This window comes from Lachnoanaerobaculum sp. ICM7 (assembly GCF_000287675.1).
In the GTDB taxonomy this organism is placed as follows: Bacteria; Bacillota; Clostridia; order Lachnospirales; family Lachnospiraceae; genus Lachnoanaerobaculum.
Window position 1 is genome coordinate 51,208 of sequence record NZ_ALJL01000021.1, and the last position, 18,855, is coordinate 70,062.

Here is an 18,855-nt window from a genome sequence, read left to right on the forward strand (position 1 = left end):
TTCCTCCTGTCATTTAACTCTGCCGAAACCATAGAAATGTTCTATCCAGTAAGGTGTATTGATACTTACAAAGCGAATAGGATTGCCTGCATGTATCATCATTCCGTCTCCTGCATAGATACCTACATGGGATATCGGACTCTTGCTGTTATAAGTGTTTTTAAAGAAGATAATATCTCCCGCTTTTGCTTCACTTGGAGATATAGGACTACAATAAGTTTTATAAATCCCCCAAGCAGTGGTTCTTGGCATATTTTTAACTCCTGAATGTGTAAAACTCCAGCATACAAAGGACGAACAATCAAAGTTATTCGGTCCGTTTGCTCCAAATACATATTTTTTACCTATATGTTTCTCCGCTTCGTTAAACAATGCCTTAACCGTTACATCATTAAAGGCAATTCCCGGATTTGAAAAGTCGGGATTGTTTATAATCTCCGATAAATCTCCGTTATCACTCCCAAAAACGAGTTCCATATTGCCTTTACTTGAAAGCAGTGCTTCATAGTGAGTTAAATTGTTGGGATAAGAATTAAATACTTCTCTGATGATATCGTCCATTTCTCTTTTTTCTAAGTTTACAATGAGTTTTTTATATTCATAAGCTTCTTCATGGCTTTCTGTCTTCTCATTCCCTGCTTCATCTGTATAGCTTGATGTAACGGTTTTATATCTGATTTCAATTTCTTCATCATAGGTCAATGTATACATTTGATTAAACAGCTGTTGTATTTCCCCGGCTATTTCAGATACTTCTTTTACCACACCATATCGAGATGTTATATAAGATAGCAACTCATGGACATTATGACCGATTTTTTCTTTTCCGTTTATTATATATTCATCATATCCCGGATGAGTTTCCTCTACGCTTTCCATTTCCTCTTGTAGTCCCTGTTCTAAAGAAGAAAATTCCTGATTGATATTCCTTAAGGTCTCTTCTGAGGAAAGATAGGTTGTAGAAACGGTATCACTGATTGTTCCTGTTCCTATATTCATCACCATGCTTCCTGCCTGAAAGAGCATAAAAAATGTTCCTACCACCAAAAGTATTAGGAACATTATCTTTTTACTTCTTTCTTTTATAAATTCTGCAAACTTTTTGCTTCCCTTTGCTAAGGATTTTTTAAGCCCATTCTTTATCTTATCATTATATTTCTTTTGAAGTTGCTTTTTATACTGCCTCCTTTTAAAAAACTGTCTTAACCTTGAAGTGTTTTGATACTCACTACTTTTCTTAAATTCTTCCATATTTTTCTTAAAAAACAGCTTTTTTTCCTGTTTTTCAATATCTTTTACAAACCTTACTATCCTTTTTTGTCTTTTTAATACCCTACCTTTTCCATGATTGTGGGCTTTTCTTGCAAGACTTTCTATGCCTTCTGTGGTCTTATGGGCAGCACTGACACCGGCATTATCCTCTTGTCCACTTTCAAGATACCTGTTTACCGCTCCTACCACAACTACTGCACTCTTAGAAGATATGCTGTCCTTGCTATTATATTTGAGTTTCTTTTCAAAGCTTTGCTTTTTATGCTGAAGCTTTAAAACCTTCTTTTCCTGCTTTCTAAATTTATCATTGGCTTTTTTTGAATATTCTTTAGGCTTAGGCTTTGAATTATCCGCTATTTCTCCTTTATTATCATTTTTTTCTTTTACACCATCCTTTGTGTCTAGAGTTTTTTTCTTATTTTTAGTCCTTGTAAATTCTTCATCTTCAAAGTTACTTTTAAAATATTTCTTTGGGTGGTCTTTTAAGCTTAAATCTTCTTTAGAGTGTTTTTCTTGCAAAATTTTCTTATATCGTTTCCTATTTGCTCTTACTTTATTTTTATACTTATCAGTTTGTATGGCGGCGGTATTTTCTTTATGCCTTTGTTTCTTGGCTGATACCTTTTGCAGGTCTTTATCATCCCTAAAGCCCATATCATACTGATTAGACGCTATATTTTTATCACTATATTTAGATAAATCTTCATGAATTTCTTTTTCTTTGTTATGAAATCTACTTATCTGCTTTTGCCTGACCTTTTTATCCTTTTTTGGCTCAAGAAAAGATTTATTTTGACTTATATTTCCCTTACCCGGTATCTCATAAGAATCACTACCTTTATTTAAGTCCTTATATTTATTTTCCCTATCCGGATGATTTATAAATGTTTTCTTAGATGAAGATGTCTTTACTTCAGCCGGCATATTATATTTAATAAGAAAATCCTGATTTTGAACATCTTCTCTTTTATAACCTGTTTGATTTTCAGATGGAAAAGGCTGTATCTCTTGATTTAACGGCTTTTCTCTACTGTTTTTATACCTTATATTCTTTTTCTTTATCAAGTTTTTCACCTCACTTTCAATCTTTATTAGCCACTTCTAAATATTCTTAGTTTACCTTGACTCTCTCTCATTACTTCATCACTTTTTATCTTTTCCTGTCTCACTTAATTTTGTTGTTATCAGTGAGTACAGTTTTGTATTTTTAGGAAACCGATCTATAAAGGGTACAATGGTATTTCCATAGAAGATTAAACCTTCTCCCTCATTACTGTTTGTTACATAGGAAAGCTGGTGCTTTGAAATATTAAGCTTCTTAGCCAGTGTATCTCTATCCGTTCCCGCCTGATTAAGCATTAAAATAAAGTCTGTATTATCAAAGATATTTTCAATCTCTGGACTTGCAAGAAGATCCTTAATATTTTGTGTTAAGCCTGTCGGCATACCTCCCCATTTTCTAAAACGCTTCCAGATTTCTATAGAATAGTTGGCTGTTTGCGGTTCTTTTAAAAGAAGGTGAAATTCATCAACAAAATATCTCGTTGCTTTTTTACTTGCCCTATTTATCGTTACTCTGTTCCAAACCTGATCTTGAATTATTAACATCCCTATTTTTTTAAGCTGTTTTCCAAGTTCTTTAATGTCATAGCAAACCACCCTGTTGTTTGTATCTACATTCGTTCTGTGATTAAATACATTAAGGCTTCCCTTTACATAGATCTCCATCTCTACCGCAAGTTTCTTTCCTATTTTCTCCTCCTGTTTTCTAAGAAGATTATATAAATCTTCCAGTATAGGCATATTTTCAGGTATAGGGTTTTCAAAATAGGCTTTATAAAGAATTGGCAAGCACCTGTCAATAACTGAGATTTCTTCCGCACTAAGTTTTTTCTCTCCAACTACAAGTTCAAAAAGAGACAGTATAAAATCAGATTTTAATGACAACGGATTATCTTCATCCGCATAGTCGGTGTTGATATCAAGGGGATTTATATAGTCTTTTGAAATCGGTGATATTTTAATAACCTGACCTTTTAAGGCATTAACAAGCGGAGAATATTCAGCCTCAGGATCTGCAATAATAATATCATCATCCGTAATCAAGAAAGCATTGGTAATCTCTCTCTTTGCCGCAAAAGATTTTCCGCTACCCGGTGTTCCAAGTATCAGCCCATTCGGATTTTTAAGTTTCTTTCTATCAGCCATGATAATATTTCGACTTAAAGCATTTAAGCCGTAATACAGACTTTCACCCTTAATAAAGAGTTCCTCCGTTGTAAAGGGAATAAATATAGCCACCGAACTTGTGGTAAGTCCTCTTTCTATTTCCACCTCATTTATTCCAAGCGGAAGACTTGCAACAAGCCCCTGTTCCTGCCTGTAGTTTAAGTTTTTAAGGTTACAGTTGTGCCTGTTTGCAATAGATTTTAATGTAAACACGGTATTCTCAAGCTTAGTCCTACTTTTACCTGTACTCATAATAAGGATCGTTACTAAAAACATCTTTTCATCATGATTTTGAAGTTCAGAAAGTAAGTTCTTTGCCTCCGCACCATAAGTTACAAGATCACTTGGCAGTATGTCTATATCATATCCTGCTCTGATTGCTTTTTTATTTTCCTCAAGTTTCATCTTATCAAGATCTGTTATTTTTCTTTTTATATTTTTAATCGCTTCCATCCTGTCAACAGCTTTGATATGAAAGGTAACGATCATATTTTCTTCCACCTCTAAAAATTCTGAAAGCATTTCATCCTTTATATCCGATGCTAAAATCTGTAGAAAGTTTACTTCTGCAAATACTTCTCCCATCTTAAAATAGGTAGGCTTTGAAAAATTAAAGGAAGTCGGTACAATATATTCCTTTGTTGTAAGCCCGCTATATTTCAAATCTTCAAAGTTAAAAATAAACCTGTCATCAGGATTTAATATATCATGAATGACTTTTAAGCGTTCTTCTCCGTCTAAAACATAGCCCTTTACACCCATCTGCCTAAAGTTATTTAATATATCCGATTCTATTCTCTCCAGTCTGCTTTTTGCCTGTTTTAAATCCTCAGCTTTTATGGTAAAGGTTAAATACATATTTTTTGACAGTCCATTGTTTCCCTTGCTACTTTGATTTAGGAGCATTTGTCTGTATTCATTTCTTATCTCATTAAAATCATCCTCGGTTTCTTTGATATTAATAAGCTCTTTCCTTTCTTCATTCTCACCTATGCTGTTAATATAGTTAAACTCCACTTCCACACTTGAATCAAAGAAATTAAGAAAGGAAGAAAAGTCGGCAAATATACCCTCCTGATCCTCTTCTTCCATAAGCCTGTAATTAATATCAAAAAAACGAATGGTTTTATTGTATTTATCCTTTTCAACCTGACAGATCCCATCCTTTAACATTCTTTTATAGGGAATTGTATCCTGTACCGTTTCCTTTTTCTTAGCCTTAATCAGAAAAGGAAACCATCCCTTTTTTATGAATGATTTCCCATCTTTTTTATTGCCTGTATTCTTCCTGCTTAACTTTTTTAACTCGGATAATTCCTTACTGTTTTTCCTAAGCTCCATTTCATCCCTTTGTATTCTTTGCTCTTGTTTTTTCTTCTTCTCCTTATTCAATTCTTCTCCTCCTATTAGTGCTTAAAGCCATCTTACTTATAGGCGTTATGCCTTTTATTTCATCTTTTTCCTTATCCGTATTATAAATACTCTTTGATTTATAAACCCTTATCTTTTGGGCTTTATGAAACCTTACTATATATGCCAAATGCTTTTCAAATGGCAGGTTATCTTTTTCATAAAGCGTTGCAAACAAAATCGGTAGCACGACTATACTCATCAGTATCATTGAAATATCCGTACTTAAAAAGTTTTTACATAACAGATAAACAGGAAAACCTAATAATACTGCTATACTAAAGCCGATTAACTGCCTTTTAGTAAGGTTAAGGGCTACCTTTGTTTTTACTTTGCTAAGATCCTTCGGTACTTTTACATATGCCATAAACTTTTCTCCCTTGATTCTTCGCTATTTGAAAGTGCTTCTATATGTTCCCAAAGTGAGATGATTTCCTCTTTTATCTTCTGCAATTCTTCTGCAAGTTCAAAATCAGCTTTATATAAGATATTTTCATCATCTTTTATTTTTACAAAGTCAAAATCTTTATCTAAGGGTACTGATATATCCTGCTTTTTCCTGCTTACAATCTTTCCAAGCAACACCCCTATAAAAAACATTACTCCTACTCCTGATATTATTCTCATTTTCTTATTTAATATTTTCATTGCCACCTCCCGGTACTTATATTTTTACTTAAACCCACTGTTTTGATCTCATTGTTTGACATTTCACTTTTGCTCATTTTGAACAAAAGTCATCTAATGACTGTTAAGAATAGCCTTTGCGATACTTCCCGATTTCATCATCATTACCCCAAGTATCAGTCCGTATGACAGCACCTTTAAAATACTTACATGAATATCCGTAAAGTTTACGGTTTTTACAAGTACCGCATAGATCCCGAAAAAGATTAAAATAAACAGTCCTTGAAGTCCAAGTGCAAACAAACTTTTTATATAATTTGTTCCTATACTGCTCCATTCCTTATTTCCCATTGTGGCAAAAGGGATAGCGGCTACGGAACAGTAAATATAAATTTCAATCATTCTTCCGTATAAGATTACTGTAATTAAAACAGAAAGTATTGTTAAAGAGATTTTAACAAGTCCTGTCTCAAGTGAAATTCCGATGAGTGTTCCAACACTTTTCTCTTTTAGGGCATCAACCATAGCATCAAAATCTCCCGGTGCAATATTCGCACTACTTCCCACAACCCCGGCTGCCTTTCCTACCATTTCCTGTGCAACATCAAAGACCGCCATGGAAAACTCAAAAGCGTGGGATACAAGCCATACAGCTATCCACATCTTTATGATGTATTTGAAAAACTCAAAGGTATCCGTATCATGCATGGAGTTTTTTTGCATTACCACTTGAATTAATTCAATACAACAGATTGCTGTAAGGATTATTACTGCTATGGGTAAAACAACATTTTCATTGATTGATTTTATGAAGGCAAATACCTCCGAGTTCCATGAACTCGGAGTTTTACCAACCTCTCCGGCAACTGTTCCCACTTTCTCATTAATATCTAAAAGCATTGCCGATAGATTATCCTTAATTACATCAATCATGATATTCTTGAAAAACTCATCTATTTTTCCAAATAAATCCAACATATTAATTAAGTACAGTGGCAAGTAGCGGAATTAGTTTTAGCCCTATTAAAACTATTCCTCCCCCTGCCATAAGCTGCTTTATTCCCTGTGATTTCGCTCCGGGGTTGTCATTTCCATAACCTTCAAGCAGGTTTATGACTCCCCATGCTCCAAGTCCTGCCCCTATTGCTGTTACCAAAATCTTTAATACATCTACTGCCTGTGTAAAAAATGCCATTATTCTTCCTCCTTATTTTCTATTTCTTCTGTCTTATCTGCCTTGTTAAGATGTTTTACAATAAAGTTTCTATAACTTTTATCTTCCTTTTTAACCTCTTTAAAATAGCCGAAAACATGAATAAAATCCCCTTTTTCAAAGTCCTTCGTAAGCTCGGCTTTTTCACCGTAAACATTACAATTTATGTATTCCTTCTTTTTTTCTCCTACCTTTCCCATCTTTCTAAAGAGGGTAAAATTAGCAGCTTTAACTTCGCCGTCCTTACCCTTAATAACTTTTATCTCTACTTCATTAATCAGATTTCCGTTGATGTTAAGCATTTCTTTTTGCATATAATTTCTCCGTTTTCTATTTGATTTAATCAAAAAAAGGCCTCAACTTCTTTTTAATTTGTTATAGTCTTGTCTATATTTTTTATATTTAATTTTATAGCTTTAATTCCGACTTCTGCTCATTTTGAACTGAAGTCGGAGGGCTTCTTACCCTTGCTTTCACTTAACCATTTCTCCTTTTCTTCAACAAAAAAAGACTAAGATTTGATTTATCTTAATCCTTTACTTTGGCTGCTATATGCTTTATGAAATTCATTCTTAGCTTTTAAATGTTTGAGCTTTTGATTTAATATGCTTATTCTTATTTTTATCTGCCCTAACCTCTTCCCTGCTTTTTTAATTCTCATTTCTATCTTTTCCCATTCATCCATTTACTAATCCTTTCAAAAATCTGGTTTAATATGAACTTCTACTCATTTTGAACTAAAGTTATCCTTAATCTTACCTATCAACCTCCACCACTTTTACCCTCATTTCTTCTTTTAAGTTGACCTTATCTCTTCTTCTTAAATATTTTTCTATATCAAAGGTATTTTTCTTGTTGTAGTCTGAAAGCAGCTTATAATTTTTATGCTTTGTAATATCGAACTTGTCTGAATAAAAAGGTCTTGCTCCTCTTATCTCCAGTATGCACTTCCCACCATCCATCACTTTAAGTTCATCCCTGCTCATAAGTTCTTTTCCAAGTTTTTGATAGTTCAGTCCGAAAGATTTTTGATTTGACCTTGTTTCCGATGTGTTATACAGGTCTATGGTTTCTTTTCCTAAGTTCTCTGACAACTCCTTTATGGTTGTTCCTTCCTTTCCACCCAAAAATAATTCACTATCACAATTGCCTGTAATCGTATCGGCATTATCTTTATATATAGCTTTAAGTTGTGATTTTGCCTGAAGGATTATGCTTGCAGATATTTCTCTTGAACGAATGGTTGCAATTAACTTTTCAAACTTTGGAATCTGACCGATGTTACTGAACTCATCCAATAAACACCTTACATGAACGGGAAGTCTGCCGCCATAGACATCATCCGCCTTATCACAAAGTAAATTAAATAGCTGAGTATACATCATTGCCACTACAAAGTTAAATGTATCATCTGTGTCTGAAATAATAATAAATAGGGCTGTTTTCTTATCTCCTATAGTATCTAAGCCCATCTCATCATACTCCATAAGGTTTTTAAGCTCCTCAATATCAAATGGAGCAAGCCTTGCACCACAGCTTATAAGAATCGATTTTGCAGTTTTTCCTGTTGCTACTTGTCAAGGACTTTTTAATCAAAATCATCTTTTTTTTCGTCCGATTTTCTCCGAAATTCCCTCAACATTATCCTTTTTAGTTTATCTTGCATAGTTTCACTGCTTTTATCATTAAAATGGACAATCACCTCATAAGTGGTCTTTCCAATCTTCTTTATCGTCTTTGTTCCTGTAGTTTGTTCATTTCTTTTTTCTTGCATATTTTCTCCTTTCTTTGCAATAAAAAATGACGATTAGTGATTTTTTCCAATCGTCATTAGCCAATATTTATTCATTTCTTTGATGTTTTTAATTATCCGTATCTATTTCTTTGATCTTTTTCTCTATTTCTTCAATACTCGGCAAACTGCTCTTATATTCTGCTTCAAGTAATTTAGTAATCTTATATTTGCTTATACCTATAGGTTGCGATATTTGTTCTAATGAATATTCACAAACGACATCGTTTTTATCTTTGCAAATAAGAAGTCCAATCGTAGCATTATCTCTATCAGTTTTTAGCTCTCTATTCACTGCTGTTACATAGAAATTAAGCTGTCCTAAATGTTCCGGCTTAAACTTCTCCGCTTTCAGTTCTATAACAATGTAAGAATGGAGTTTCAAATTGTAAAACAGTAAATCAATATAAAAATCATCCCCATTTATATTTATGTGATATTCTTTGCCTATGTAGGCAAATCCCTCGCCAAGTTCAAGTAAAAAATCAGAAATCTTGTCAACCAGTTCTTTTTGAAGTTCCCTTTCATCATATCCTTCACGAATGGTAAGAAAATCAAAATTATATGGATCTTTTAATGTCTGTCTTGCAAGATCTGATTGCAAAGCGGGTAACCTTTTTTCAAAGTTTGTTATAGATTTTCCTTCCCTGCCATATAATCCACTTTCAATTTGATGTACGAGTACATTCCTGCTCCATCCGTTCTCAATAGTTTTATCAACATAATATATGGCTTCATCAATGGTCTTGCACTTATTTATTATCCTTTGATTATGTCCCCAAGGTATCTGTTTAATATGGTTGATAACTCTTTCATCAAATTGGGCTACAGGCTGTAGTCCTTTTGAATTGCTGTCGTTATTTTCTATTTCGGCTACACCTTGTAGCCCTTTTATATAAAATGAATACCATCTTCTGATATACTTAATATTTGTTTCAGAAAAACCTTTCATATCAGGAAATTCTTTTTGTAAATCTTTAGCTAACGATTTTATAAAGGCATCTCCCCATGAATGTTGTTCTTGATTTTTTACAATGTATTCTCCCAAAGTCCAATATAAATCTAACAACTCATAATTTACCTTTATTGCAGCTTTAAGCTGGCTACTTCTTACTTTCTCTTTTAACTCTGACAATAGCTTTTTATACTCACTATCACTTGTGATAGACAGCTCTTTATTATCCAAAGATCATACCTCCTCACTCATAATAATATTTAATTATACCAAATTTATCAATATTTTTCATCTGCTAATTTCCTTCAAGTTGAGTTTTAAGACTGATTTTATCCATAGACATGCTTTAATACCTCTTTTAGTCTTAACGCTCTAAAAATGCCTTTACACCGCCTTGTATGATAGCTATAAATGTTCCCCCTTATCATAATCTTCAAAAGTTGGAATCTTGCCGGTCTTTTTCTGTGATAGTTTATCCTTGTCTTGCTCATACCAATTAAGGATAGTTACATAATGGTCTTGATATGTCTTTCCGGTACTCTTGATATACCTTGACAGTTTTTCAATCATCGTGTCGGTATGACTTTGTAGCTTTTCTTGTAATGCCTTGTATTGTTCGTCTGTAAGGATAATGTTTTGATATTCTCCATATTTTTTTGAATTGGGGGGCGGGGTGCTTTCTTCTCTCCCCTTATCTATACTAACCTTATCTAATCTACCCTTATCTATACTGGGTTGACCACTTGTCAACCTTTGGTCAACCAAATGACAACCAACCTCTTTGATATACATTCCGTTTTTAGTTTGAGATAAGCTCTGCACCTCATTTTCATATAAGGTCGGTTTATATCTGTCTTTACGGATAAAGTTGTTGATTTTCCAATGCGTAATGACGATAATTCCTCGTTCAAAAACAATCACAAAGCCTTTGGCAATAAGTATTTTCAGGTCATCTTCATTCGCTCCGATAATCTTGATGATTTTCTTAGGATTATTTACAAAGCCGTCATCATCTGCCCTCATTGATAGATGAAAATATAGGCATTGACTACTTAAAGGCATATCCAAAAATAAGTCGCTATCTACTATCTTGAGTGAAAACATTCTTTTATCTGCCATTTTTCTTTCCTCTCTTATCTTAGTTTTTTAAGAATGTCGTGATTTACGACATTCTTCGTTTTTGATGTTATCCCATTTTAGGACTTCATCTTTCCTCTTTCCTGTAATAGTCTTTTGTTTTATCCTTTCGTTTTTCGTAGGCTTCTTGCTGCTCTTGATACTTCTTAATCTGTGCAATGACACTTGGTTTTTCTCCTCTCTTGATTGCCTTGTCAATCTCAATGGATAGGTCTATGCCATAATCATCATTGACTGTTTTCACTGCATACTTGATATGGTTGATACTTTCGTATTCTTCTTTGACTTTTTGAGATTGTATATTGAGTTTTAATATTTCACTTTCAAGGCTTTGGATTTCTTTTTTCCAGTCCTTTATCTTGATAGCCGATAAGCCTGTTATCTTTTCAAGGATTGCCCTTGCTCTTTTATATTTATCTATCTCATCTTTATGGGAATTGTAAAAGCTGTCTTTGAATAGGGATTTACTGTTCCATTCCTCAAAGACTTGTTTGTTATCCTTGATGATGTCCGCATAGGCAAAGCATTTATTTAAGTTTTCTATTCTTGTGGTTTTCGCCTTAATATCTTGACTAATCTTTTTATTCTTGGATTGTAAGGTACTTATTTTCTCTTGCAATTCGGCTATGGTTTTAAGGTTATTGTCCTTTAGATATATCCTTGCTTTTGAAAATCTTCTTAGGTCTGCACCTATCTTTTTGTTACTTGCATAGGGGTTTAACTTTCTTGCTTTTTCTCCCTGTAAGTCATAATAAATACTGATGTACTCATAGAGATTAAAGAGTTCCGCTTTGTTCTCATATTCTTCTTTCTTCTCCTGTTTGTACTGCTCATATTTGTCAAATAAGACTTTGGTAAAGTCATTCAACCAAGAGGTGATTTCTGCAATTCTTTCTCTCACTGCTTTCACAATAGAATTATGCTTTTTGATTTCTCGGTTGATATTTCCTTTCTCGGTTTCCACTCCTTTTCGCTCTAAGGCACCGGCACTTGCTCCTAAATGAATGGTCGGAATTTCTTCTTTTCCTTGTCTTTTATAGGAGCGATGATCCACTCGTTTTTGTTCTCCGGCTGTTTCTAAATATTGATTACAAAGTGTGGAAAAATGTTCTCTCCATTTCTCGGCATTTTCTTTGTTGTTCCAATCAGTGAGGTCGATTTTCCTTGTTTTAGGTTTTCCGTTTTTACCTAAAATCTTTTTTCCCTGTTCATCAAGAAGATATTCTTTTTTGCTCTTTGCTCCCCAAGTGCTATCTTGATTTAAGGGGCGAACAGTTGTCATTATATGAGCGTGAATATTTCCGTTTCCCTCATCATTTCCTTGATGAATGGCAAGGTCTGCAATCATTCCTTTGGATACAAAATTCTCCTGTATAAACTCCCTGATGAGGTCTTTGTTTTCTTCCAAACTCAACTCTTTGGGTAGGGCAATAATGAAGTTTCTTGCAAGCTGTGCATTGATGGCTTTTTCATTTAACTCCACACTGTTCCACAAGATGGAACGGTCTAAAAATTCTTTCGGTGCATTTTCCGGCAAGAAGATTTCTTTATGCTCCAAGCCTTTTTTGTTGTGATAATCGTGGGTTACTCCGTCCCATTCATTCGTGAGTTTCTCACAAGAAATATAGGCAGCACTTGCGACTGCACTTTTTCCTTTACCTCTTGAGATGATGGAAATATTAAAGTGAAAACTGTCTGCCACTCTTATCAACTCCTTTCGCTTTTAGATTGTCTTTGTTCTTTTCTTTTGTTGTTTTAAGTGTCGGTCTTAGCGGTTTTCTTCTCGGATAGTCCATAAAGTGAATGACCGTTTTGAAACGGTACAATAGAAAAAGCCGACTATACTGCAACTGCTTTTGTTGTTTCAGTATGTCGGCTTGATAAGTAGTATCCGTTTCAAATTTTTAGGGTCAAGGGTGAGCGGTAGCGAATGCACTTTACCCTTGACGATAAAAAAGGGAATGGGGGATATGCAATCATCTTTGCTACTCCTCTTTTGCTCCCTGCAAGGGTAAAGGCTCCGCAGGACGCAAGGACACCCTTTAGGGTGTATAATTGCGCCCTTAGAAAATCTAAGGGAATTGCGATTATATGATGTCCTTGCTTTTCTTATCTTTTTTGAAATATTCTTTGTAAGATAGCCTTTATTTCTTGATTACTTTTCTTGCTTGCTCCCTCAATAAAACTTTCTAAGATTGCTCCTCGTTCTATCAATCTATGGTTTCGCTTTTTGCGTTCTTCAAGGCTCGCTTGCTTTCTGATTTTCTTTTCCTGATTTTTTAACTGCACCAACTTCTTTTCGTACTTTTCAAGCTCATTTTCTTTGAGTTCAATTTCCGATTTTACTTTTTGTAGTTCTGTCCTATTATCTTTCATATCCATTCCTCGCTTTCATCTTTATGAGAAAAGGTTAAGCACATTTCGCACTTAACCTTTTCGCTTTATTAGATTTTACCCTCTAAGAGTTTTCTTAATTTCTCTAAAATCTTATTCCTCCTTTTCCCGATTGCCTGATAGCTTCTGTTTTTTCTTTCTCCAATAGACCGTAAACTCTCCTCTCTGAAAAATATGGCAGTAATGATGTCCCTTTCTTCTTCTGTAAGGGTAGCTAATGCCTTATTCAGTTCTTCAATTTGCATTTTTACTTCTACAATTTTTTCAATATCCATGCTTTCATCTGCGATGTTATCTATAAAATGACCATCATAATCGAATACAGAAAAGGGAAGTACGTTATACTTCCAATCTTTTCTTTGGAGATATTTTTCGTGTTCCGTTATTCTCCAGTAAGCTCTGTATATTTCCTCATTTACCTTAACCGCTTTTCCTTTGACATAAAGGAAATATTCTTTTTTATCCATTGTGTAATCCTCCTTTTTCTGCTCTCTGATTTTGGTTTTTGAGCATAAAAAAGGAGGACTTCTACACTTTGGCGTAAACAGTCCTCTCGTATCAAAAAAAGTTTTCTATTAAAATTAACCTGTTATTTTTTATCATTTCAAAATATCATTTTATTTCAACCTCCTTGTAGTTTTCTTACTCAAAATTCTTCAATAATTCCTCGATAGCCGTTCGCTTTCTCTATCAAGCTTCCCTTTACACCCATTGTAAAAGCAATATCACTGCTACGAATAGCTAAGAGTTTATCCCCGACTTTTATTTCTAACATCTTCATCAAATCATTTGAAAGATATACCGTATTTTCTTTTAGTGAAAGCCAACCGTATTTTCTTCCTTTGTAAGCAATCAACTCTCCCTCGCTCAAACTTCTGTCTGCTAAACTTGGATTTTCTTCCAAAACATTTTTGAGTGTTGAATGGGAAAGTAAAGGTTCGGTCATTACACTAAACCCTCCTGTTTGCTTACTTCCTGAAACAATATAAATGTGATTTTCTTCTTTTAGCTTATATTCATCTACCGCCATTCTCGGAAAGATCAGTTCTCCATTTACTCTTATCCTCGACCAACCAAAAATATATTTTCCCCCCTTAGTCATCTGTGGCATTCTTGAGTTCCTCCAATGCTTTTTTTGTAATTCGTATTGCACCGGCACTATGAATACGAACAACAGGGTTTGTATCATTATCTGCAAACCATTGTAATTTTTCTAAATAAGGCTTTACACACTGCGGTTTTCTTTTTCCCATTACTCGAAACATTTCCGGAGCTTCTATCCGCACTCTCACTCCTCTATCTTGTATCATTTCACAAAACAGATCCATTCTTTCGCAAAATAATTAAGGAGCGTTGGTTGCAATATTTTCACAAGCCCAAACAAAAGCAAGCCTAACATCATCTACTTGATCTTTTCTCATTTTCATTATTTTATCGAAATAAGGGATAATCAAGTTTTTATCTGCTCTGCCTATTCTTCCTAAAGCATTAACCGCACGCTCCCTAATTTTTGAATGCTCGTCATCTAAACAAAAGGCAATATCTATAATATATGTTTCTACTTGCTTCGGATAATTTAATCCCATTTCTCCAAGAAGCCACAAGATTTTTGCTTTTACAATAACAGAATGATTTTCATTGAGTTTATTTGCAACATCATCAATCACTTCTCCCCAGTTTTCTTTGGTTTTTGTTATTTCTCTTAATTCCTTCAGGATTTCTTTATCCTCATTTTTATTTGCCATTTTTTATTCCTTTAAATACAATTCTCTAAAGTTCTCAATCCACTTATTCAATGCTTCTGATAATAATACTTGTTGTTTTAGAATAGTCTTGCCCGTAAACGGAATATCCGTCCTCTCTTCCTTCAATTGTAATACCGCTTTTTGAAATTGACGGATCTGATACTCGATATTTTCTGTCAGTTCCTTTCGTTCAAGCGGAGATACCATTTCCAAATTGATGATGACAGCATTAAAATCCAAAAATATATTTACCATTTGAGCAGAAATTTTCTTCATCAGCTCAAGAAAATATTTATTTCCTTTTTCTGTGATATGATAGATGGACTTTTCAGGCATATTTCCCTCTTTTGACACATTGCCCTTTATATATCCTTTTTCCTCCAACTGAACAACTTTCTTATAAATGGATGGGGTACTCACTTTAATCCATTTAGAAATATTTCGATACTCCACATTTTTTTGTAAATCATAAGCACTCTGTTCTTTTTCTTTAATCATTCCTAAAACAATCAAATCTATTGCTGACATATTTTCTCCTCCATAAAAAACTACTATAAATTATATCACTATATTTTATAGTATTCAATAAGAGGAAACATCTATGCAGGATAATTTTTTTCTATCCTCTTATATTCATTTAGTGGTATTCCGCTTTTTTTCAGCGTTTTGAGTTTCTCCTGTTTGAGTTGCTCCCTTTTCTCTTTGTATCTGTCCTCATATTCTTTTTGCTTGCCGTTTGCTTTACGCTTGAGGTAGTTTTGATGAAGCCTGTCTTTTCTTACTCGTTCTTTTTCTTCCTCCTCCCTTAATTTCTGCATTTCTTCTTCGGACAATTCTTCTTTTGGCGGTTCATAGTTCCCGATAAAGTTGAAGTAGATTTCGACTTTCTGATTGGCGGTTTGACTGCCTTTTCGATCTCGTTCGTGAATTAAGATTTTTTCTACAAACTCGTTAATGATGGTCGGTGTCAGTTCGTCAAAGTTATCATAGCGTTCAATCAACCGGATAAACTTCTTGGCTCTGTCGGTTTCTTTTTCGTATCGCTTGATGGCTTTTTCCAACCCATCGATTTCTTTGCTGAGTTCTCTTTGCTCTGTTTCATACTGATTATTTAAGATTTCATATCGGGTATTCGGTATCTTCTCCAGTATCATATCTTCATATATCCGACACATTAAGCGTTCCAGTTCCTGAAGTCTGTTTTTACTATCTGTGAGCCTTGTCTTTTTCTTTTCCATTTCCATTTTTTCGCTTTCTTCCATTTCGTTTTGAATGGAATGGAGAAAGGCTTCGTTATCTTCATCAAGGCTTTTCTTAATGTCTTGTAGGGTGCTTTGAATGAGCTTTAAGACTACTTCTGCTTTTATCCTGTGAGCGGAGGGACAAAGTGTTCCACAAGGTACTTTTGTGTAGGCACTGCAAGTATAATAGGGGATATTCTTGTAGTTGCTCGTTCTGTGAACATACATTTTACTGCCACAATCGGCACAATACATCAGTCCTGTAAGGGGGTGGTATTCGCCCCAACCATCAGGATACCGTTTGACATTTCCTCGTATTCTCTGCACATTATCAAAGGTTTCTTGGTCTATGATTGGCTCGTGGGTGTTTTCAAAGATGAACCAGTTATCTTCGGATACATATTTACTTTTCTTGTCTTTGAAATGCTTTCTGGTTTTGAAGTTGACTGTATGCCCTAAATACTCTTGCTTTTTTAAGATACTTGCAATCGTGGAACTGCACCAACGATATGGATATTCAAACACTTTGCTTTGATGTAGTCCATATCCCAATTTCTGCTGATGATAGGCGGGTATATCTATCTTGTCGGCTTCTAATATCCTTGCAATGGCATAGGGTCCTTTTCCATCCATTGTCAGATGGAATATTCTTCGGACAACTTCTGCCGCTTTTTCATCGATAATCCACTGATTTTTATCGTCCTTGTCTTTTATATAGCCATAGAGTGGACTGCTTCCTGTATGCTTTCCGCTTTCGCCTTTAGCTTTGAATGTGGACTTGATTTTCCTTGAGGTATCTCTCGCATACCACTCGTTCATAATGTTTCGAAATGGAGTAAAATCATCGTCTTTGTAAAAGCTGTCTACATTGTCGTTTATGGCAATGAGTCTTACTCCCTTTTGTCTTAATATCTCCATACATTGACCGACTTTGAGGTAATCTCTGCCAAGTCTTGACATATCCTTTACGATGATACAACCGATATTTCCTTGATTGACTCCGTTCATCATTGCCATAAATCCCGGTCTGTCAAACTGTGTTCCGCTAATTCCGTCATCGGTAAAATGAATGATGTTGAATAGATTATTTTTGCTTGCATATTCTTCAAGAATTTTCTTTTGATTGACGATCGAATTGCTCTCGCCTTGTAGTTCATCATCTCGGCTTAACCTTTCATACAAAGCGGTTATTTTCTCATAACTTCTCATGATTACCTCCTTTCGCTCAAATTCTTCAATAAAAAAAGAATTAAGCAAAACATTTTTCACTCAAGTAGTGATGAAGTGTTCTTCTTAATTCTATTACTCCCGCAGCAAGCTTGTATTTACGGTATTGCTTTACCGCAAAGTGGTTTGGCTTTTCTTTTTCCAGTGCTTCAAATATATAGTCAACTGCATTTTTAAAGTTTTCATCTTCTTCTCTTACCTCACTGGCATCAATAAAGGCAAGCAATGTTTCGAAGTTTTGCTCTTCCTCTGGTGCTTCATAGTAAAGATATCCGATCAGTGCGGTGTAATAAAGTCGTTCTGCTTTACACCAAAAATCTTCAGTAGATTTTTCTCCTTCTCCCTTTGTGTTTGCCATAATCGTCTGTACAAGTTTTAGAATATCTTTCTCACTTCTTAGATATGCAAATGGATTGTAGTGCATGGATTTTTTGAAATTTATAGTATTTAGCACTTTAATATCATATCCGTTTTTCTCAAGCATCTTTCCACACTCTACAAGAACAGTACCCTTAGGATCTGTTACAACATAGGATGAGTGCATTTGCATAAGATTGGGCTTTAAAAAAAATCTGGTCTTTCCGCTTCCTGAGCCTCCCACCACAAGTATATTTTTATTCCTTGCATATTTAGGATTTTTAGGTCTACCATTCATGGTAAGTCTTTCCGTATCAGTTAAAAGTATGTTGTTTTCAAACTTCTCATCTACATACGGCTCTATATCTTTTGAGTTCCCCCATCTTGCTGATCCATACTCTTTACCTTGCCTAAACTTCTTGGCATTTTTTCCTTTGGTATAGACAATTACTTTGATTAGGGCTGCTACTATTATTCCCACCATTATATCTATTAAATGAATACTTGGAATAAAACTTATTTTGCCAATTTCTAAAATCGCCTTAAAAATCTTATACAAAATATCTCCACCTATATAACTTCTAACATGAGCTGATAGGATGTTTCCCGGATAAAATAAAAAGAGATAAGGTAAGTTTTGAATTACAAACTTTTTCTTATCTCTTATATGAAATATATTTTTTATATCTTTCAGTATTGCTTCTAATATCTTCGTATTTACCCCTCCTTCTACAAACTCTGTTCTTTAAGCTTTTCTTTGATTTTATCTTTCTTAGGTGCGTTTTTTACCTTTTCTTTGAATTGATTTAGTTTGACCATTACCGATTCTCTTTTCCTATTCTTTCCGGCAAATTTTTCTACTGCTTCCTTAAACGCCTGCTCCATAACCTTTTCATCCTTTGCATGAAAGAAGATGATATTATTTCCTGTAGTAAGATCTTTTTTTATACTGAATTTTACTCCGTTTTTATTTAGCTCTCTTTTCAAGCCCTTAAAATCAAGGTCATTTAGTTCTAAGGTTTCAACCTTTCCTTTCTTCACCAACTCTTTTACGGTTGTCGGTTTCTTTTCTTCTATAAATTCCTTTAGACTTTTCCCTTTTTTGGCTGCCATGTTTAACATTTTTTTCATAAGATCTATTATCATTTTTGCTGATTTTATGTTTCCACTTTTTACTATAGCAATAACTTGTCTGTTTACTTCTTCATTGATCAATATTTCACCTCCTTCATTTATTACAAGAAAAAAAGGTAGTT

20 protein-coding genes and 2 pseudogenes are annotated in these 18,855 nt (G+C 34.3%); all 22 read right to left on the minus strand.

Annotated elements, in window-relative coordinates:
* Nucleotides 1-9: 9 nt before the first annotated feature.
* The 22 genes and pseudogenes from HMPREF1140_RS05315 to HMPREF1140_RS05410 all read right to left on the minus strand — a co-directional run bounded on the left by HMPREF1140_RS05315 (nucleotide 10) and on the right by HMPREF1140_RS05410 (nucleotide 18,814).
* The gene (locus HMPREF1140_RS05315) at nucleotides 10-2,337 is read right to left on the minus strand and encodes a C40 family peptidase (protein WP_009662961.1); all 2,328 of its coding nucleotides are present in this window, start codon (nucleotides 2,335-2,337) and stop codon (nucleotides 10-12) included.
* Nucleotides 2,338-2,415: 78 nt separating this feature from the next.
* Complete coding sequence (locus tag HMPREF1140_RS05320) at nucleotides 2,416-4,842, minus strand: VirB4-like conjugal transfer ATPase, CD1110 family (protein ID WP_051000441.1); 2,427 nt, start codon at nucleotides 4,840-4,842, stop codon at nucleotides 2,416-2,418.
* Between the two features lie 43 nt (nucleotides 4,843-4,885).
* Nucleotides 4,886-5,278, minus strand: coding sequence for a PrgI family protein (locus tag HMPREF1140_RS05325; protein ID WP_009662884.1), 393 nt, complete (start codon nucleotides 5,276-5,278; stop codon nucleotides 4,886-4,888).
* Nucleotides 5,266-5,559 (minus strand): hypothetical protein, encoded by a 294-nt coding sequence (locus tag HMPREF1140_RS05330; RefSeq protein ID WP_009662846.1) that lies wholly within the window; start codon nucleotides 5,557-5,559, stop codon nucleotides 5,266-5,268. The genes HMPREF1140_RS05325 and HMPREF1140_RS05330 overlap by 13 nt, the downstream gene beginning before the upstream one ends.
* A 93-nt stretch (nucleotides 5,560-5,652) precedes the next feature.
* Nucleotides 5,653-6,516, minus strand: coding sequence for a VirB6/TrbL-like conjugal transfer protein, CD1112 family (locus tag HMPREF1140_RS05335; RefSeq protein ID WP_009662878.1), 864 nt, complete (start codon nucleotides 6,514-6,516; stop codon nucleotides 5,653-5,655).
* 1 nt (nucleotide 6,517) lies between these two features.
* Nucleotides 6,518-6,733 carry a Maff2 family mobile element protein gene (locus HMPREF1140_RS05340; RefSeq protein WP_005541812.1) on the minus strand — a complete coding sequence of 72 codons (216 nt, stop codon included), beginning with the start codon at nucleotides 6,731-6,733 and terminating at the stop codon, nucleotides 6,518-6,520.
* Complete coding sequence (locus HMPREF1140_RS05345) at nucleotides 6,733-7,065, minus strand: single-stranded DNA-binding protein (RefSeq protein ID WP_009662910.1); 333 nt, start codon at nucleotides 7,063-7,065, stop codon at nucleotides 6,733-6,735. The genes HMPREF1140_RS05340 and HMPREF1140_RS05345 overlap by 1 nt, the downstream gene beginning before the upstream one ends.
* A 209-nt stretch (nucleotides 7,066-7,274) precedes the next feature.
* Complete coding sequence (locus HMPREF1140_RS13520; protein ID WP_009662834.1) at nucleotides 7,275-7,436, minus strand: hypothetical protein; 162 nt, start codon at nucleotides 7,434-7,436, stop codon at nucleotides 7,275-7,277.
* 70 nt (nucleotides 7,437-7,506) lie between these two features.
* Nucleotides 7,507-8,328 (minus strand): annotated as a pseudogene (locus HMPREF1140_RS05350) (VirD4-like conjugal transfer protein, CD1115 family); the annotation flags it as partial.
* Nucleotides 8,329-8,339: 11 nt separating this feature from the next.
* A complete protein-coding gene (locus tag HMPREF1140_RS05355; protein WP_009429691.1) occupies nucleotides 8,340-8,525 on the minus strand; it encodes a transposon-encoded TnpW family protein in 186 nt (61 codons plus the stop codon).
* A gap of 88 nt (nucleotides 8,526-8,613) precedes the next feature.
* A complete protein-coding gene (locus HMPREF1140_RS05360) occupies nucleotides 8,614-9,729 on the minus strand; it encodes a PDDEXK nuclease domain-containing protein (protein ID WP_009662867.1) in 1,116 nt (371 codons plus the stop codon).
* 174 nt (nucleotides 9,730-9,903) lie between these two features.
* Nucleotides 9,904-10,617 (minus strand): hypothetical protein, encoded by a 714-nt coding sequence (locus HMPREF1140_RS05365; protein ID WP_009662931.1) that lies wholly within the window; start codon nucleotides 10,615-10,617, stop codon nucleotides 9,904-9,906.
* A gap of 85 nt (nucleotides 10,618-10,702) precedes the next feature.
* The gene (gene mobQ, locus HMPREF1140_RS05370; RefSeq protein WP_009662938.1) at nucleotides 10,703-12,337 is read right to left on the minus strand and encodes a MobQ family relaxase; all 1,635 of its coding nucleotides are present in this window, start codon (nucleotides 12,335-12,337) and stop codon (nucleotides 10,703-10,705) included.
* Between the two features lie 407 nt (nucleotides 12,338-12,744).
* Complete coding sequence (locus HMPREF1140_RS05375) at nucleotides 12,745-13,011, minus strand: DUF3847 domain-containing protein (protein WP_035619966.1); 267 nt, start codon at nucleotides 13,009-13,011, stop codon at nucleotides 12,745-12,747.
* Between the two features lie 68 nt (nucleotides 13,012-13,079).
* The gene (locus HMPREF1140_RS05380; RefSeq protein ID WP_009662919.1) at nucleotides 13,080-13,496 is read right to left on the minus strand and encodes a sigma-70 family RNA polymerase sigma factor; all 417 of its coding nucleotides are present in this window, start codon (nucleotides 13,494-13,496) and stop codon (nucleotides 13,080-13,082) included.
* Between the two features lie 179 nt (nucleotides 13,497-13,675).
* On the minus strand, nucleotides 13,676-14,140 hold the full coding sequence (locus tag HMPREF1140_RS05385; protein WP_009662862.1) for a hypothetical protein: 465 nt from the start codon (nucleotides 14,138-14,140) through the stop codon (nucleotides 13,676-13,678).
* Nucleotides 14,124-14,315, minus strand: a complete 192-nt coding sequence (locus HMPREF1140_RS13730) for a hypothetical protein (protein WP_242822868.1) — start codon at nucleotides 14,313-14,315, stop codon at nucleotides 14,124-14,126. Before HMPREF1140_RS13730 ends, HMPREF1140_RS05385 begins: the two co-directional genes overlap by 17 nt.
* Nucleotides 14,316-14,372: 57 nt before the next feature.
* Nucleotides 14,373-14,774, minus strand: a complete 402-nt coding sequence (locus tag HMPREF1140_RS13735; RefSeq protein WP_009662851.1) for a HEAT repeat domain-containing protein — start codon at nucleotides 14,772-14,774, stop codon at nucleotides 14,373-14,375.
* A gap of 3 nt (nucleotides 14,775-14,777) precedes the next feature.
* The gene (locus HMPREF1140_RS05395; RefSeq protein WP_009662866.1) at nucleotides 14,778-15,302 is read right to left on the minus strand and encodes a PadR family transcriptional regulator; all 525 of its coding nucleotides are present in this window, start codon (nucleotides 15,300-15,302) and stop codon (nucleotides 14,778-14,780) included.
* A gap of 71 nt (nucleotides 15,303-15,373) precedes the next feature.
* On the minus strand, nucleotides 15,374-17,224 hold the full coding sequence (locus tag HMPREF1140_RS05400) for a recombinase family protein (RefSeq protein WP_009662864.1): 1,851 nt from the start codon (nucleotides 17,222-17,224) through the stop codon (nucleotides 15,374-15,376).
* A gap of 97 nt (nucleotides 17,225-17,321) precedes the next feature.
* A pseudogene (locus tag HMPREF1140_RS05405) lies at nucleotides 17,322-18,062 on the minus strand (type IV secretory system conjugative DNA transfer family protein); the annotation flags it as partial.
* A gap of 266 nt (nucleotides 18,063-18,328) precedes the next feature.
* Nucleotides 18,329-18,814 carry a PcfB family protein gene (locus HMPREF1140_RS05410; RefSeq protein ID WP_009662874.1) on the minus strand — a complete coding sequence of 162 codons (486 nt, stop codon included), beginning with the start codon at nucleotides 18,812-18,814 and terminating at the stop codon, nucleotides 18,329-18,331.
* Between the last annotated feature and the right edge of the window lie 41 nt (nucleotides 18,815-18,855).